Below are 16615 nucleotides of genomic sequence, written 5' to 3' on the forward strand. Positions count from 1 at the left end.
CCATGCAATGTCTGCGATGGGAAAAGTGGGGCGCGTCGGTTTCCCGACAGCGGCAGGAGTATCGGGCGCCCGTCGGATGCACCACACGCCCTGGTCCCCTCGGGACACATTGGCGGTCACCTGCCCGCGTCCCACTGTCCCGTGCCTTGGACTGACAAGGAGGCGGGCGATGCGCAAGCGATGGATGGTGGGTCTGGTGGGGCTGTGCCTCATGGGGTGTGGCGGAATCCAGGACGCGGAGGCGCCCGCGGCGGAGGAGCGACAGGTCCAGGCCCAGGCGTGCACGCCCGCGCTGGCCGCCACCAAGGTGAAGGACATCCTCCCCCCGGATGCTCCGCTCCCTTCACCGTTCCGGCCGATTCCGGCGGGGCTGACGAACGTCGCGGGCACGCTGTTCTTCTCCGCGGATCCCTACCAGGGGCCGGCGGCCCTGTGGCGCAGTGACGGCACCTCGGCGGGCACCGCGCCGTTCAAGGAGTTCCCCTCCGAGGGGCTGACCTTCCGCGAGTTCGCCTCCTTCACCGCCGTGGGCTCGCGCCTCTTCTTCACGATGAACGACCCGGTGGTCGGCCGGGAATTGTGGGTGACGGACGGGACGGCGGCGGGGACGCGGCTGGTGAAGGACATCACGCCGGGCATCGAGAGCTCCTCCCTGTCGAATCTCACCTCCCTGAGGGGCGAGCTGAGCTTCTTCCTCACGACGGCGAGCGGGATGGAGCTGTGGCGCTCGAACGGGACGGCGGCGGGGACCTACCGGGTGGTCTCCTTCGGGCCCGAGGAGTCCATGGCCTTCCCCACGTTGCGGACGCATGGCGCGCTGCTGTTCTTCCTCCAGGACGCGGTCCACGGCACGCGCCTGTGGCGGACGGATGGCACCGCGGTGGGAACCCGCGTCGTCAAGCGTCTGGACGCGGGCCAGCCGCCCGTGACGTCCGCGCGGCCGAGCTATACCGGCCTGGGGCTGTTCACGTTGGAGGACACCTCCGGGACGGAGGTGTGGCGGACGGATGGGACGGCGGCGGGCACCGTGCGCCTGGACACCTTCGGCAAGCTGGTGACGTTGCTGGGGTCGGTGGGGCCGTACGTCGTCGTGGCCGCGCGCACCGCGGACAACGAGCACTTGAAGCTGTACCGCCTGTTGTTGGCGGGGGACGGGAAGGCGACGGTGACGACGCTGCCCAACCCCTTTGAGGGCCAGCCCTTCAACGAGCCCTCCGTCCAGGATTCGAGCGAGGCGGGCGGAAAGCTCTACTTCTCCGAGTGGATCAGCTCTCCGGGCCCCGCGGCTCGCCAGGTCAGCCTGTGGGTGACGGACGGCACGGCGGGAGGCACCCAGCAGCTCAGCCAGCGGCTCATCACGTCCGATATCCGCAGCTCGCCCCTGTTCGACACGGGCACCGGCACGCTGCTCTTCAGCTCGGGGGATGGCGGCATGGGGATCGCGCCACAGGTCACGAACGGCACGCCCGCGGGCACGGGCCTCGTCACCACCTCCAGCCCGGGAGGCGGCACGCCCGAGGAGTTCACCCGCGTGGGCAACACCATCTACTTCCGGGGGTACTCCGGCGTCCACGGGGATGCGTTGTGGTCCGTGCCCGCCAATGTGAGGTGCACGCCGCTGAGCGCCAGCGCGAAGTGACAAGTCCGCCGGGCGTCAGTGGGAGGCGGAGACGTCGGACATGTTCACGGGCGTGGTGACGCGCTTCACCTTGGGGAAGAACAGCCCCGCCGTGAACGCGGCGATCATCGCCGAGCACATGATCCAGAAGTTGATGGACAGCCCGGTGTTCAGCGCGCCGCCGAGCGTCTCGAGGACGGCGGGAGCCAGCCCGCGTCCGTGCTCGGGGCCGAGCAGCTCCGTGGCCGCGCTGACGGGGACGTTGGGGTCCTTCATGAGCTGCGACACCAACACGCCGCCCATCACGCCCACGCCCAGCGACCCACCGATGGTGCGGAAGAACATGCTGCTCGCGGTGGCCACGCCGCGCAGCTCCCAGCCCACGGTGGTCTGGACGGCCACCATGGTCGCCATGGCGGCGAAGCCCAGGCCAATGCCAAACAACCCCATGGCGATCTGCGGCACCAGCATCGAAGCCCCGGGCTTGAGCAGCAGCGCCATCAGCACGGTGCCAATGGAGGCCAGCCCCAACCCGCCGACGATGAGCGGCCGGAAGCCGGTGCGGACCATGAGCCTGCCGCCGATGAGGCTCGCCAGCGGCCAGCCGACGATCATGGGGGTGATCATCCCGCCCGCCATCGTGGCGGAGCCACCGAGCACGCCCTGCACGTACAGGGGCACGTAGGTGGTCGCGCCGAACTGGGCGGCGGAGAAGAGGGCGCCGGCCAGGTTGGAGATGGCGATGGTGGGAATCTTGAAGATGCTCATCGGGATGATGGGCTCGGCGGCGCGAAGCTCCACGAACACGAACGCGGTGAGGAGCACCGCGGCGAGGGGAAGGGCGAGCAGTGTCCGCCCGGAGCCCTGCACGCCGAACAGCAGCGCCACGACGCCCGAGGACAGCAGCGCCGCGCCCGCGTAGTCGAGCCGGGCACGCACCTTGGGCTTGAGCTGCTCGTGGAAGAACGCGACGAGCAGCACCATGGAGGCGATGCCGATGGGGATGTTGATGAAGAAGATCCAGTGCCAGGTGAGGTACTTCACGATGAGGCCACCGGTGAGGGGGCCCGCGAGCCCGGCGATGCCCCACACGGCGCTGAACGCGCCCTGGACCTTCCCGCGCTGCTCCAGCGTGTAGATGTCCCCGATGATGGTGAGCGCGATGGGCTGCATGGCGCCGGCGCCCAGACCCTGGAGGACGCGGAACGCGATGAGCATGTTCATGGACGTGGAGAACCCGCACGCCAGGGACGACAGCAGGAACAGGGTGGAGCCGAAGAGGATGATGGGCTTGCGGCCGTAGAGGTCCGCGAGCTTCCCGTAGATGGGGACGGTGATGGTGGAGGACAGCATGTACGCGGTGAAGACCCACGCGTAGTGCTGGATGCCGCCGAGGTCGCTGACCACCGTGGGCATGGCGGTGGAGACGACGGTCATCTCCAGCGCGGCCACGAAGAGGCACAGCGCCAGAGCCAGGGTGGTGAACGGTCGATGGGTGGTGCGCATGTCGGAAGGGGGCCCGGAAAAGAACCCTGGGTAACGCGTGCCTGCCCGGAGCGCCAACGTCAAGCGCGTGAAAAGGAGTGACGGAGCCCATCGCTGGGGATTCCGGGGCCAGTCGGGAAGGGCAGGGGAGCACGAGGTGGGATAGGGTCCACCGGCCTCGCGAGTTCGAGGCGCACGGCATGGGCACGGATACGAAGACGGTCGAGTCAGGGCGCTGGAAGACGGCGGTCGCCGCGGTGTTGGGGCTCTACGCGGTGGGGCTGGTGCTGGCGGAGGCGGTGCTCCAGGCCGGAGCCATCCTGGCCACCGCGCTGGCCCTGGCACTGGCGGTGACGAAGCGGCTGCGGCTGGAGAAGGACGTAAGGGCGTTCGTGCTGGCGAGCGTCGCCCTGTGCGCCTGGCAGCTGCTGTCCCCAGCGGTGGCGCTGCTGACGGGAGCCGCGGCGAAGTGGCCTCGGGGCGCGAGGTACGGCCAGGCGCTGGACACGGTGGCGGGAGCGGCGGTCGCGTGCATCGGGACGCTGGGAGTGCCGTGGCTGATGCTGGGGAGCCTCATCGCGGGAGGCTGGCTGCTGGCGGCGGCGCTGGGCTTCTTCCAGCACCGCGTGCCGTGGCCCTGGGAGCCGCCGAAGTTCACGAAGCTGAACCTGGCGCGCCTGCACGAGAACTTCGGGACGGAGGAGAACCCGAGGTACGCGGCGGGAGGTTTCTTCTTCCACCGTCTGCGGTTCGCGCACGGAGCGATTGCCGTGCTGGGCCCGGCGCTGGCGGTGATTGGCCGGTCCAAGGTGACACGGCGGCGGGTGCTGGCCGGGGTGATGGTGCTGGGGCTGCTGCTGTCCATCTACGGCGCGTTCGCGAGAGCGGCGCTGGGAGCGGCGCTGGGCGTGTGCGTGCTGGCGCTGCTGCTGTTGCTGCGGGGAACGGCGCGGAAGGCAGGGCTCGGAGTGGCGGTGGCGCTGGTGGCCGTGGTGCTGCTGACGCCCGCGTGGCGGGAGCGGTTCGGCAAGGCGGTGGATAACCTCTTCGGCAGCGGAGAGCGCTCGCTCGCGATGTCCGTGGGCTGGAGGCTGGTGCGGGAGCACCCGTGGGTGGGCGTGGGCTTCGGCAATCACAAACCCGCGGCCCTGGCGACACAGGCGGAGACGGGCATCACGGACCTGCTGGCCACGGACTCACACAACCTCTGGCTGACGGCCTGGGCGGAGACGGGGCTCGTGGGGCTGGTGCTGCTGGCGACGATGCACTTCCTGCTGGCGAGGGCGCTGGTGCGAAGACACCGGGCCGGTTCGATTCCGGCCACGGGAGCGCTGCTGTCCTTCGTGGGCTTCCACGTCCTGGCCCTGGTGCACTACCTGCCGTTCCACCCCAGCGTGCACCTGTCGTTCATGCTCATCTGGGGCCTGGGGCTGTGTGCGGATGGAAGGGATTGATCAGGCTGCCCTGGATGATCTTCGCGAAGTCGATGCCGGTCCGGGACGTGTCTGACGGCTTCGCGCGCATCGGGAATGACGATCTCCGCTGCTCCAATGAGTCCACGCTCTCCAAGGACCCCGAGGGATACCACCGGGTGGTTACCGCATAGAGCAGCCGGAAGGATCGCGTCGTCGTCTTCCCATGTGATCCCTGACCCGACCGGGCACCTCACGCGGGATGGCTGCCCAGGAAAGTCACAATCGTAGCCAGGCAGGCTGCCAGCTCGGTAGGCAGACGGGTTTCCTTGCTAGCGCAGTCGGCAGGTAAACGCTCCGCGCCTCAGGCCTGTGCAGCCAATGCAAGGCTGGTGTAAGAACCGGAAGAAGTAGGGAAACCAGCCAGTCGGGGTATTTGCCATGGGTGTCGGGCCTCTCCAATCGCGTGTGCCGCCACAGCCGTCGCCAACCACCCGAGGCGCACGTCCCGTCCCTTCGCGTCAGCCATCAGCCAAGCAGTGTGATGTGTCCTCAAGCCGTCCGTCTGATCTCCTGACGCGGTTGAAGCAAGACGGTTTTGACGACCCGCGACAGCCACAGATGCGGGCGAATCCGGAGCGCGCCTCTTTTGCCACGGCGCTCCCTGAGATCATCACGATCACCCAGAAGTTGGGCATCGAGAAGATCCAGAAGTTCACGGAGTTCATCGGCGCTGTCACGGGTGGCTCCTCCGCCGAGACCGGGAAGCTGATTGGCTACCTGGGCCAGTCAAACGAGGGTATGGCCACGTTGAGGAGCCTGACCACGTCCTACAACGAGGCTGCGAAGGGAGACTATCGCGCCTCGACTGCGTCCCTGGCAGAGGCGGTGGGCTCGGGCTGGAACACGCTCCCCGAAGCAACACGCAACCGGATGGCGACCAAGGTCGCGAGCAGCGTCGCGGGCTCGAAGATTGGTCCGTTCGTCGGGGTCCTGGCTGAGGCTGGCGCTGGGGATGGCATGAAGGCGGTTGCAGGTCTCATGCGAGGCGACGGCAAGGATTTCTTTGATGGACTGAAGGGGGTGACGAAGTCGCTCTCCGAGAATCCGACCCTCTCGAAGAAGTTTGCCCCTCGATTGGTCAAGTCAATGCTGGACGCCATCCCGGAGAAATCCCGCAATGGGATGCTCGCGAAGATGGTGGGCAGAAAGATCCCTGCCATTGGCACAGTCCTGGTCGGTCTGACGGACCTGGGCGCCATCGCGTCAAAGCCCAATGATCCCAAGACATGGATGGGGCTGGGGAGCACGGTCGCTGGTGCCTTACCCGGGGCGGGAACGGCTGCGTCAGTGGTTATTGATATTGGAATACTTGGGGTGGAAGTCTACGACGCCGTGCGCTCGCTGGGCGGCGACTTGAAGGTAACCAATCCGGCCGCGAGCTGAGCTGTCAACGCGCACCATCGCCACCCTCATTAGCATCGCCCCTGAACGCGGAGGCGGATGATGGACGCACTTGATGTCACCCGGATCGGGTCACAGGACAAAGACCTCCAGGATTTGTTCTGTGACTACGTGCCCCAGGTATTCCGCCGCGCGGATTTCCGTCGTTGGCGCGCATGGGGAGAGTGGGACGACGCCTATCGGGCGTTCTCTCTGCTGGAGGCCGGCCGCGTGGTGGCCAATACCTCCGTGATGCGGATGCGCCTGCTATTGGAAGGGCGCGAGGTGACGGCCTTCCAACTGGGCGCCGTGGGCTGCGTGCCGTCGCATCGTGGACGGGGACTGGCACGGGTGGTCATGAACGCCGCGCTGGACGCGTGCGGGGATGCACCGGTGTTGCTCTTCGCCAACCCCAAGGTGCGCCAGTTCTATCCGCGCTTCGGGTTCCAACCGTGGAAGCAGATGCTGTTCGCCGCCACGTACGATGCAGTGCCAGAAGGTCCGCCCGCGCCAACGCTGTCACTGGATGACGCGGAAGTGCGTGCCGGACTCGCCGCGCTTTCCGGCGAGGGGCATCCGTCAACGGAGCGCTTTGGCGCGCGTGGCTACGGGACGGTGGCGAGCTGGCCCGTGGCCAATGGTTTTGCGAGGCCCTTGCGTCAGCTGGGCTCGGAGGCCTGGGTGTTCGCGGGCGTCGAGGGAGACACGCTCTACCTCGACGACGTCTTCGCCCGCGACCACTTCGACCTGCGAGCCTGGATCCCCCGGTTGATTGACCGGCCCATCCGGTCCATCCGCTTCGGGTTCACTCCGGAGCGTTACTGGCCCGGTGCCGTGGAGGCCGGTGAAGACACGGAGGCCGACCTGTTCGTGCGGGGCCTCCGGCTCTCACCAGAGGCCCACCGGTTCCCGATCATGGCCCACACGTGATTCTGTCCCCATGCCAACCCATGGGGACAGAAGAGGGCCTTACTGGCAGAGCTTCTCGACCGACTTGATCCGCACCACGCCGTCGACGTTCGGATCGTTGGTCTGGTCTCCGATGGCGATGGTGCCGCTCGCCGCGAAGTTGTTCCGCGTGAGCTTGGCGACACCGTCGACGCTCACCGTTGCTACCTTGGCGGCATCCACCGCGAGTTCATAGACGTGGTACGCGCCATCGGTCACGGCGAACGCCGAGGACTGCGTGTCATCCGCCCAGCCAATCGCCGCGCTGTCCAGGTAGATCATCTGCGATCGATCCGTTGAGTTGCCGGCCGGGCTGGTGAAGCTCCCCAGGATGGCCGCGCCGCTGTCGAGCTGATTGTGCCTGCTCACCGATTCAACCTGCATCGTCACGCGGAGCTTGAACGGCTGAGTTCCATCAAACGCGTTTGGCCGCGCGATGAGCAACTGACCGCTCGTTCGACCGCCGCTTTCCGTTGACGTCGCGAGGCGGACATAGTCCTCACCGTACGTGAGCGTGCTCGGCGCCTGTGAGATCGTCGTCCAGCCCTGCGCCACGATGTCGGTGCCGCCGACCAGCAGAGGAATGGCCTCACGCGGGGACCACGAAGTCGTCGACGTCGCTGGCGTGCAGACTTCGCAGGCATTCGCCGGGTTCGGCGTTCCTTCGTCGTAGATCGTGCCGTTGATGAAGCACTTCGGGCTGCACGCGCCGGTCGAGCAGACCTGTGCCGAGCCGCACGCAGCCCCGTCCGCGAGCGGGGTCCACGTGGTCGCGGACGTCGCGGGCACACACTGCTCGCACGCGTTCGCCGCGTTCAAAGTCCCGGCCGCGATCTGCTGGCCGTCGATCCGACAGACCGAGACGCAGGCGCCGGACTCACAGGCCTCGATGCTCGTGCAGGCCTGGTCGCAGCCTCCGCAGTGAGCCGGGTCGCTGTCGGTACTGACGCAGGTGTCGCCGCACAGTGTGGTTCCAGCCTCAGTGCATATCTCCACAGATGCGTCAGACACGGACGCATCGGGCACGGACGCGTCAGGCACGGACGCGTCAGGCACGGACGCGTCGGGCACGGACGCGTCGGGCACGGACGCGTCGGGTGTCCCGCCGGGTTCGTTGGGGGAATCGTCACTGCAGGCAGCGAAGATGCCGAGCACGATGACGCAGGAGAGAGCGATGGAACGAATGGAGATCATGAATGTACGTGACTTTACGCCCGCGTCACGGATCTCAGGGAGTTCCCGTCCTGGTCTTTCGCGAGGACTCGTCAGCGTCCAAGCTCCAGGCCGAGGAGTCGGCGCGCGTAGAGAGTGCGGGAAGAGAGAGCAGGGGCCTCTCCTCGCGACTCAGCGCAAGGCGTCGGCCAGGTAGTCGACGAACACCCTGACGCGCGCGGGCAGGTTGGCGCCGCCGACAAAGACGGCGTGAATGTTCTCCACGTCGCCTGGATTGTATTGCTCCAGCAGCGGAACCAGGCGGCCCGAGCGGAGCTCTTCCTCGACGCTGAATGCGCCGACCCGCGTCACCCCCACGCTGGCCGCGGCCAGCTGGCCCAGGGTCTCTCCGTTATTGGCTTCGATGCAGCCCCTCACGGACAGACTGTATTCGTGCCCGTCGCGCACGAAGGGCCAGAGCGCTTCGGCTCGACGAAAATTGAAGTTCAGGCAGTGATGGTGGTGCAGGTCCTCTGGAACCCTCGGCGTCCCGCGCCGGGCCAGGTAGTCGGGTGATGCCACGATCACACGCGGACTCTCGCCAAGCTTGCGCGCGGTCAAGCCGCTGTCCGCGAGCGGGCCGAAGCGGATGGCGACGTCCGCCTCACCCGCCGCGATGTCGACCACCCTGTCTGTCAGGTTGATGTCCACCAGGATGTGGGGGTATCGCGCCGTGAAGTCGCCCAGCAGGGGCACCACGCACAGTCGCCCATGCGATTGGGCCGCGCTCACCCTCAGCCGTCCGCGCGGCGCGCCCAGATCGGCGATGGCCTGCTCCGCGTCGTCCAGCTCCGCCAGGATGCGCCGCGCCGCGCGCAGATAGGCGTGTCCCTCGGGCGTCAGGGTCAGGGCCCGGGTCGTGCGCAGCATCAGGCGTACCCCCAGACGTGCCTCGATACGGTCGAGGGTCCGGCTGACAGCCGACGGGCTCAGGTCCAGCTCACGCCCGGCCGCCGAAAAACTGCCGGTCGCCACCACGGCCGAGAAGACGGCCATCTCATGCGCCCGATCCGCGCCGCCCGGCTGCACCTTTGCGTTCATCTCAAGAATCCTTGGCTTTCAAGGGCTCTAACGCGCGTGCGGCCTCCCAGCCATCTTTGCGCGCACAGAACAACGCACCCTGTCGCGCACCGTCGCCGCGGGGGAGAGAAAGGTTCCCGCGGATGAAGCCCAATGCTCCTCTTCTTGCTCTGGCGGTCGGCGCTTTCGGCATCGGCGTCACGGAGTTCGCGCCCATGGGCATGCTGCCTGTGATCGCCGCGGACCTCGGCGTCTCCATCCCGGCGGCGGGTTTGTTGGTCAGCGCCTACGCCTTCGGGGTCCTGGTCGGCGCGCCGGTGATGACCTTGACGACCGGCCGGGTGCCGCGCCGGACCCTGCTGGTCGGCCTGATGGGCATCTTCACCCTGGGCAATCTGCTGTCCGCGCTCGCGCCGGAGTACTGGACGCTGATGGCGGCCCGGGTGGTGACGTCGTTCAACCACGGCGCGTTCTTCGGGGTGGGCGCCATCGTCGCGGCCAGCGTGGTCGCGCCCAACAGGCGGGCCGGCGCTGTCGCGGCCATGTTCATGGGCCTGACGGTCGCCAACATCACCGGCGTTCCCTTGGCCGCGTGGGCCGGCGAGAGCCTGGGCTGGCGCGCCTCCTTCTGGGGCATCGCAGGGCTGGGCGCCCTGGCGATGATCGCGCTTCGCTTGACCGTGCCGCACGGCCAGGTCGAGCGCTCGTCCGACAGCGGTGCCATGAAGGCCGAGTTGGCGGTGCTCCGCCGCGGCCCTGTCCTGGCCGCCCTGGCCCTGACGGTCATCGGCTCCAGCGCCATGTTCACCGTCTTCACCTACATCGCTCCGATCCTGAAGGAGCAGACCCGGGCCTCGGCCGGTTTCGTCACCGCCATGCTGGTGACCTATGGACTGGGGCTGACGATCGGCAACTGGCTGGGAGGCCGCTTCGCCGACAGGTCGGTGGACCGGACGTTGATTGTCACCCTGGCGGGACTCGCCACGCTGCTGGTGGTCTTCGCTGGGATCATGCCGTGGCAGGTGCCCGCCGCCGGGGTGATCTTCCTCTGGGGCGTGGCGAGCTTCGCGCTGGTGCCACCGCTGCAGATGCGGGTGATGACCGTCGCCAGCGACGCGCCGAACCTGGCTTCGGCCATGAACATCGGGGCCTTCAACCTGGGCAACGCCACTGGCGCGGCCCTTGGTGGGGCGGTCATTGGCCTCGACCTCGGCTATCCGGCCGTGGCTCTGGCCGGGGCGGCGATGGCGGGAGCAGGACTCATCCTGGTCTTGTTGCTGGTTCGCCGCGAGGCCCGTGTGGTCACGCCGCTCCCGGCGCGCTGCTGAAACTGACGAACGTTAGAGCCCCAGCTCCAGGCCAATGCCCGGGGCCACGGACCAGAGCGTCTTCCGGCCCTCTGTGCTCGGGTACCACTCGCCGACCAGTTGGGCGCGGAGGAACTCCAGGAAGGTGATGCCCACGAGCCCCTGGACCACCGGACGTGAGCACGCGGTCACGTAGCTCGCGCCTCCCGCCGGGCAGCTGCTCGTGCCGTAATGGTCGTTCGAGCTGAACAACCATCCCGCGCGAAGGGCCAGGCGGCTCTGTGAGAGGAAGGTCTGTCCTGAGCGGCGCTGGAACTCGAGTCCTCCCGTCAGCGCCACGCCAAACGGATCGCTGCTGCTGCCGGAGGAGAGGACGTCCTCGAGCCCACGGAAGCCAAGCGCACCCGCGAACCTGAGCCCGGAGGACAGCGGCATCGCGGAGGCTCCGACGCTCAGGCCGATCTCGCTCGCGGTGGGGCCCATCGTGATGTGCAGTGACAGGCGCTGGGGCTCGTAGATAATGCTGTCCACTGCGAGCTTGCTGGCGAAGCGGACCGTGGGCTTGTCCGCGGCGGGTTGCACCGCCGCGAGCCGGTGGGCGGCGTTCCCGAGCGCATGGCGGATGCGCAGGACGGCCTGATCTCCTTGGCCCTTTGGGACGCCCAGGTCCTGGAACCCGAAGCCATAGGCTCCCAGGAGCCGCATCGAGTACGCCAACTCCGACTCGTCCTTGCTCTGCTTCCAGTCCGGCCATTCATTGGGCTGGAGGCCCGGGACATGGGGCGGTGGCTGGCCCGCGATGGCGCGGTCACAGTGCGCGTTGCGCCAGGTGCCCGGGGGAACGGTGCCGGCGGACTTGCTGCATGCGTCGTAGAGCTGGTCCAAGGACATCTGCAGCAGCGCCCGGAAGTCCTCGAGCGCTTCGCCCTGACAGGCCTGCTCAGCGCTCGGCAAGGAGTCATAGACGGCGCTCATGCAGGCGAAGGGCTGCCATCCTCCAATGCCATCCATCGCCGCCGCTTGAGGCCGCTCTGCCTGCGTCCGACCTTCCCGGAACGCGTCATCCATCATCTGCCGGGCGTCATACATGCCCAGGTAGAAATCGAAGACACGGAAGCTTCTTTCGAAGAAGCCCAGGAACGCGAAGAGGGGCGCACCGGCTGCGGGAAAGTGCCGGCGGGGCAGGGTGAGGCGCTTGGCGATCTCCGGCTCCTCCTCCAGCAGCATGGCCAGTTCCTTGGACCGCGCCGTGTCCACGAAGGCCGCCAGGATCTCCGCGAGTGTTCCCGGCAGCGACACTGGCTTGGTGCCCTCCTGAGAAGGTGGCGCGATGGGGTATTCCGTCGCGTCCGGGTCGATGAAGGCAAACGCGATACCGGGAGGCGTCGTGCGCGTGTCGGGCTGAGGAATCGGACGCCACTCCAGCTTGCCGTCCGCGGTTTCGCGAAGGCCATCACGGGCGAGCCCCACGGCCAGACGCAGGGGCGTGTTGTCGAAGACGCCGCCGTCGATGAAGAACTCGCGTCTCGCCTCCGAAGGCAGACAACCCCCCGGCTTCGCGGAGGCCTTCGGCGCGCAGGTCCGCAGGGGCTGGGGCGGGAACGCGATGGGGAAGGACATGGACGCGAGGAGGAGTTCGCGCAGATTCGCGAAGGGGATTTCTCCCTGCTCGTCCGTCTCAAGCAACAACTCCAGGCGTCGGCCCTCGCGGGTGGTGTAGTTGGTCGCGCGAGGGAGTCGTCCGGGCCCACGTCCCTGGATGAGGATGGCAAACTTCTCTTCGAGGCGAGGCAGGTCGAGCCGTCCATTCGCAGCCTGAAGGGCACGAGGCGAAAGGCGCGTCGTCGAAACTCCGAGCACCACGTCGCAGGAGCGGTCCAGGCCACGGTTCCAGGCCTGCTCGATATGGGAGGCGCGGCGTTCCAGCGCGTCGCGGGAGAAGACACCGAGCGGCGTCGTCGATGTCGGGATGAAGAGGTCGTTGAACCCGATGGGAACCCAGATGTCCCAGAACAGGGATTGGCCGGGCGTGGACGCATCCACGCCACAGGTCGCCATGATCGCCAGCAAGGCGTTGAGGCTGCCCGCTGACGCGCCCGTCACGAGCCGCAGGTCCACGGCGCGTTCTCCCTGAGAGGACGTTCCTGAGTAGTAGAGGAACCCGGCCTCATACGTGCCCAGGGACACACCGCCACTCACGGTGAGCGACACGGCGTTGGGAGACGCAGTATAGGAAGTAGTCGGGGCCTGAGCATTCGCCCCTGAATCGATGAGGAGTAGAACACAGGCGAGGCCGTGAACCACCGTGACTAAAGACTGGCACTTGCGCAACTTCACAGGGCTGTTCCTAAATAATTTTTGTCTTGCCAGAGTGGCTGCCAGTGAATTTGCGAAGAGTTTTTGTGTGTCACCGCCCCAGTTCCACCGTGAAAGCAGTCAAGGGAAGGAGCGAGGTTGTTCTGGTATGCAGACAGCCTCGGCCTCGGACTGCTATTGAGCTGTCAGTCCAGTAAGTTCGTTCAATGCAGTTTCAATCTCTTGACGGAATGGTCGAGTCAAGGGTCCCAAGCCGACTCCGGGCCCTAATGCGTTTCCGAGGCAGCGGGTCAGTTTTTCGATATCGACGCTGTCAGCGCTTTGCTTGTATTTTCCATACATCGATAGGGCGTAGGGAATGGTGTAGAATTCAAAGCGCTTTCCTTTGGGTAATGGCGAAAGTTTAGGCGTTTCGATGATTTTGGTGATTTCGGGAGCCTGAAGAAATGCGTCATATGCGCGAGAGCGATCGCCGAAAAAGAACTCTGCGATCGCCCTGTTTGCCCAATACATGCCGTGCCTTGGGTCTAGTGCAACTGCATTCTGAGATGCGCTCAGGGACAGTTCAGGAATCGGCGGCCAGATTTCTATTGCGCAGGCTGCGGCTTGATTCTCAAGTTTCGCGTCTTGGACGCCCAGTTCCTTGAGTTTGTGGTAGTCTGCTATTCCCTTTGGCTGAAGGCCAGCTTCTCTTGACGTCTGTATGACCTTCCATGCTTCTTGGGGCAAGAAGAACGCCAACTTCTCTTTGCCGCGCATGCCTGGTGAGACGGCATAGCGGGCAAACTCAAGTGCGTTTTTAGCTGGGAGTTGATGGGTTTGTGGGTCTTCGCCCAGCGTGAATGCTCCAGCCCCGAATAGCGTCAATCCCTGACTGGCACTTGTCGACTGACTCAGAGTCTTCTCTGTCAATTCACGCAGTGCTTGTGTTGACGCTATGCCAGTTGCGGCGATGGCAAACTGCGTGGGTTGGATTTGCGCGATGGTTGATGTGCTTGGGAATGTCTGTCGAATCGAGTCATACATGCGCGCGAGGGATGCATTTATGAAAACGCTGCCTCGCGAGTCGCTAAGTGATTCCGCATTTTCGAGGGAGAAAACAACGACAGAGAAGGCGGACTTGGAGGTTGAAAGTTCCTCAATGACAGATGAGAGTCTCTCTGCGGAGCTGAGGTCTGTTGCTGGAATCGGATTAAGTGTTGATGAGGGCAGCAAATGTGTAATGGAGCCGAGAGGGATAGCCTCCAATACTGATCCGGGAGGAAATGTCTTGACGCCACGTGCCTCTGCAACTGAGCAGAAAGACATTTCTTGCTGCGAGTCGAATGCAATTATTCTGCCCGAGTGGATCTTGGGGTACGTGCCGATGCGCTTCTTTGTGCGTCCGTCGCTAAAGACAAATGGGGTAGAGCCGGAGAAGTCTGGATGGTAGACGAAAAATTCCTGGCCGACGCGCACCTTGACTTGTCTGCCAATGTCTATTGCAACAACGCCGGTGTCTTGATGGTGCTCCAAGACTCGTCCGCCGCTCTGAAGTATCCCAGAGAACCACCGCACGGTGTTTCTGCCAGAAGTCTTAGCCCGGTAGAGAGCGGCATCCGCCTCGTTCTTCAACTGTTCAATAAACTGAACGCCCGACTTATCCTTAGGGTATACGCCGGAGGAGACGCCAATGCTGACAGTAACCTTGCGCTCGCTTGGATGGGGGAGGGATAGTCCTGCTGCCGTACCTTCTGACACGCCCTGCCACTCAAGTTCGGTAGGTAGTGGAGACTCCGCAATTACCCTTCTTAGAGATTCGGCGAAGTTTTCAATTTCATTGGGGACTGCAGTTCCTGATACTACGACAAAGAACTCTTCGCCGCCCGACCGTGCAACACGAATGCGCAAGTCTGGGCTTGTGGTTGATTCTGTCTTCTGTGCTTCGTCAAGGACTCGCTGCGCGAAGCATTTCAGTACTGCGTCTCCATATAGGTGTCCAAAGGTGTCGTTGATTTGCTTGAAGTGGTCGATGTCAAGCGCGAGCACCCATATTGCCGAACTAGGCTCCCCCATGCTCGTGGTCACAGCCTTGCTTGAGGAGGAGACCTCGGGAAGCAGACTCCTGACCTCTGCTTCTAATCCAGCCCTGCTTAGAAGGCCGGTTGTGGTGTCATACAGCGCCCTGTATTCGTTTTCGGAATGCCGTAGACATCTCTCTATTCGCTGGGCAAAGTAGGTGCGGGTTGAAGCCTTTGGCACAGTCGAGAATTCGACTATGACAATGGCGTTGAGGGAGGCAATGGGGAAGAATGTTACGGCGCTGCTGGTGGCTCGCCAATTGCTTCCGCTCCTCTGGGTCTCAGTAATGCCAGCCAAGGTAGTGGCGTCAGCCTGTTCCCCGGTTTCTTCCTCTATCCAGGTAGTTCCGTGTAGGCGAAATGCGAGGAGGCTCGGGGGGGACTCATCGCCTTGGAGGTCGTTCTTTAATTCGCTTATGAATAGCTGGAAACGTTCGGTTTGCATTTTATTGCTCGTGTTTTGGGGTTGGGTGGATCTGATATGGACTGTGTCGGGCGGTTGAGTGGACTGTAGTGGCTGCAGGGTGTGCTAGTGGCTTCCGGTAAATGTCGTAGTGGGGGCGCCAGAGGTTGATTTAATGCATCGCTTTGGGACGGGGTAGAGTGTTTATTGTGGATGGGGCCCCAGATGGACGCTTTGTTCAATATGCAGAGGAGTAGTTCTTGACAAGTTTTTATATGGAGTTTGGAGCACGGTTTCTTCCCTGAAGGGCTCGCTTGAAGACGCCGAGGGTCTGTTGGGCGCATCGGTCCCAGGTGAACCGGGCCGCTCGCTCTCGACCCAACTCCATCAGACTCCGGCGCAGGTTCTCGTCCCTGAGAACTCGTAGCGTTGTTTCATGCCAGGACTTCACGTCGTCGGGAGGGACTCGCAGCGCTGCGTCCCCTACGACTTCCGGCAATGCCGTCGTGTCCGCTGCGATGACAGGGCATCCGGACGCCATGGCTTCCAATGCAGGCAATCCAAAGCCCTCGTACTTCGAGGGCAACAGCAGCGCCGTGGCGGCCCCATAGAACAACGGCATCTCCGACTCAGGCAGCTGCTCCAGGTCGATCACGTTCTCGTGAAGCCCCACTTCGTGCGCCACCGCGCCCCTGCCCGCGAGCAGCACCAGGGGCACCGGCAGGTCCGGCGCGAACTTCCCCAGCATTGCCAGGTTCTTGAACGGCTTCGCGTTGCCCACGACCGAGATGTATCGCTCCGGCAACTCGTGCCGCTCCCGGAACGCCTTCGCTTCGCTCACAGAGGGCGGCTGGAACCTTGAATCCACGCCGTTGTGGATCACCTGGAACCGATAGGGCGACATCTTCAGGTACTTCCCCAGCTCCTCCCGGGAGAAGTCAGACACGGTAATCAACGCAGTCGCCAGCCGCGCCCGCGGTCCCACCACGGCCTTGTAATAGATGGCCTGCACCGGCGTGTACTGGTCCGCCAGCGCCAGGTGGTTCGCGTCGTGCAACGTGGCCACCAATCTGCCCGGCCAGAACAGGGGCAACGAGAACGACGTCGCGTGGAACAGGTCCGGCTTCAGCTTCGTCAGCTCGTACGCCAACAACGGCTGCTCAGTCGGGGACAGGTACCCGGCCCTGGAGCGGTGCAGTGGAATCGTCGGCGTCAATTCGCCCAGGTCGTCCGGCAGGCCCTTCGCCGGCACCAGCGCGGAGAACTCCAGGTCCGGGGCCAGGGCGGGCAGCCGGCGCGCCAGCTCCAGCGCGTACCTCGCGATGCCGTGGAGCTGACCGCGCACCATTCTCAAGTCGAGCAGGACAGAAGGCACGCTCCCTGGCCTACCA

The 16615-nt window shown here is 65.0% G+C and carries 11 protein-coding genes; 5 read left to right on the top strand and 6 right to left on the bottom strand.

The window, feature by feature from the left end; all coding sequences use genetic code 11:
- Positions 1-169: 169 nt before the first annotated feature.
- Entirely contained in the window at positions 170-1639 is a 1470-nt protein-coding gene (locus tag D7X30_RS27320) for an ELWxxDGT repeat protein (protein WP_199724558.1), read from the top strand.
- Between the two features lie 15 nt (positions 1640-1654).
- Here the strand turns inward: D7X30_RS27320 and D7X30_RS27325 are convergent, their stop codons facing one another.
- Positions 1655-3124 carry an MDR family MFS transporter gene (locus D7X30_RS27325; RefSeq protein WP_120565915.1) on the bottom strand — a complete coding sequence of 490 codons (1470 nt, stop codon included), beginning with the start codon at positions 3122-3124 and terminating at the stop codon, positions 1655-1657.
- 179 nt (positions 3125-3303) lie between these two features.
- Here D7X30_RS27325 and D7X30_RS27330 point away from each other — a divergent pair, with 179 nt between their 5' ends.
- From D7X30_RS27330 to D7X30_RS27340, 3 genes are all read left to right on the top strand, one after another.
- Positions 3304-4557 (top strand): O-antigen ligase, encoded by a 1254-nt coding sequence (locus D7X30_RS27330; protein WP_120565916.1) that lies wholly within the window; start codon positions 3304-3306, stop codon positions 4555-4557.
- A gap of 540 nt (positions 4558-5097) precedes the next feature.
- Positions 5098-5961 (top strand): hypothetical protein, encoded by an 864-nt coding sequence (locus D7X30_RS27335; protein WP_147443333.1) that lies wholly within the window; start codon positions 5098-5100, stop codon positions 5959-5961.
- Positions 5962-6021: 60 nt separating this feature from the next.
- Complete coding sequence (locus D7X30_RS27340; RefSeq protein WP_120566056.1) at positions 6022-6888, top strand: GNAT family N-acetyltransferase; 867 nt, start codon at positions 6022-6024, stop codon at positions 6886-6888.
- A gap of 39 nt (positions 6889-6927) precedes the next feature.
- Here D7X30_RS27340 and D7X30_RS27345 read toward each other — a convergent pair whose 3' ends face one another.
- Together D7X30_RS27345 and D7X30_RS27350 are read right to left on the bottom strand one after the other, a co-directional pair.
- Entirely contained in the window at positions 6928-8100 is a 1173-nt protein-coding gene (locus tag D7X30_RS27345; RefSeq protein WP_120565918.1) for a hypothetical protein, read from the bottom strand.
- 150 nt (positions 8101-8250) lie between these two features.
- Positions 8251-9159: a LysR substrate-binding domain-containing protein gene (locus D7X30_RS27350; RefSeq protein WP_120565919.1), complete on the bottom strand. Its 909-nt coding sequence runs from the start codon at positions 9157-9159 to the stop codon at positions 8251-8253.
- A 122-nt stretch (positions 9160-9281) separates the two neighbouring features.
- Here D7X30_RS27350 and D7X30_RS27355 point away from each other — a divergent pair, with 122 nt between their 5' ends.
- Positions 9282-10466: an MFS transporter gene (locus tag D7X30_RS27355; protein WP_120565920.1), complete on the top strand. Its 1185-nt coding sequence runs from the start codon at positions 9282-9284 to the stop codon at positions 10464-10466.
- Positions 10467-10478: 12 nt separating this feature from the next.
- Here the strand turns inward: D7X30_RS27355 and D7X30_RS27360 are convergent, their stop codons facing one another.
- From D7X30_RS27360 to D7X30_RS27370, 3 genes are all read right to left on the bottom strand, one after another.
- Positions 10479-12656: a patatin-like phospholipase family protein gene (locus tag D7X30_RS27360; protein ID WP_233591808.1), complete on the bottom strand. Its 2178-nt coding sequence runs from the start codon at positions 12654-12656 to the stop codon at positions 10479-10481.
- Between the two features lie 279 nt (positions 12657-12935).
- Positions 12936-15266 (bottom strand): GGDEF domain-containing protein, encoded by a 2331-nt coding sequence (locus D7X30_RS27365; protein WP_120566057.1) that lies wholly within the window; start codon positions 15264-15266, stop codon positions 12936-12938.
- Positions 15267-15495: 229 nt separating this feature from the next.
- Positions 15496-16572: a glycosyltransferase family 1 protein gene (locus tag D7X30_RS27370; RefSeq protein WP_233591820.1), complete on the bottom strand. Its 1077-nt coding sequence runs from the start codon at positions 16570-16572 to the stop codon at positions 15496-15498.
- Between the last annotated feature and the right edge of the window lie 43 nt (positions 16573-16615).

The sequence above is a fragment of the Corallococcus sp. AB011P genome (assembly GCF_003611605.1).
Taxonomy (GTDB): Bacteria; Myxococcota; Myxococcia; order Myxococcales; family Myxococcaceae; genus Corallococcus; species Corallococcus coralloides.

Coding starts and splice junctions, on each gene's coding strand:
- D7X30_RS27330 (WP_120565916.1), top strand. CDS start 3,304: ATGGGCACGGATACGAAGACGGTCGAGTCAGGGCGCTGGAAGACGGCG.
- D7X30_RS27365 (WP_120566057.1), bottom strand. CDS start 15,266: ATGCAAACCGAACGTTTCCAGCTATTCATAAGCGAATTAAAGAACGAC.
- D7X30_RS27325 (WP_120565915.1), bottom strand. CDS start 3,124: ATGCGCACCACCCATCGACCGTTCACCACCCTGGCTCTGGCGCTGTGC.
- D7X30_RS27345 (WP_120565918.1), bottom strand. CDS start 8,100: ATGATCTCCATTCGTTCCATCGCTCTCTCCTGCGTCATCGTGCTCGGC.
- D7X30_RS27340 (WP_120566056.1), top strand. CDS start 6,022: ATGGACGCACTTGATGTCACCCGGATCGGGTCACAGGACAAAGACCTC.
- D7X30_RS27355 (WP_120565920.1), top strand. CDS start 9,282: ATGAAGCCCAATGCTCCTCTTCTTGCTCTGGCGGTCGGCGCTTTCGGC.
- D7X30_RS27370 (WP_233591820.1), bottom strand. CDS start 16,572: ATGGTGCGCGGTCAGCTCCACGGCATCGCGAGGTACGCGCTGGAGCTG.
- D7X30_RS27320 (WP_199724558.1), top strand. CDS start 170: ATGCGCAAGCGATGGATGGTGGGTCTGGTGGGGCTGTGCCTCATGGGG.
- D7X30_RS27350 (WP_120565919.1), bottom strand. CDS start 9,159: ATGAACGCAAAGGTGCAGCCGGGCGGCGCGGATCGGGCGCATGAGATG.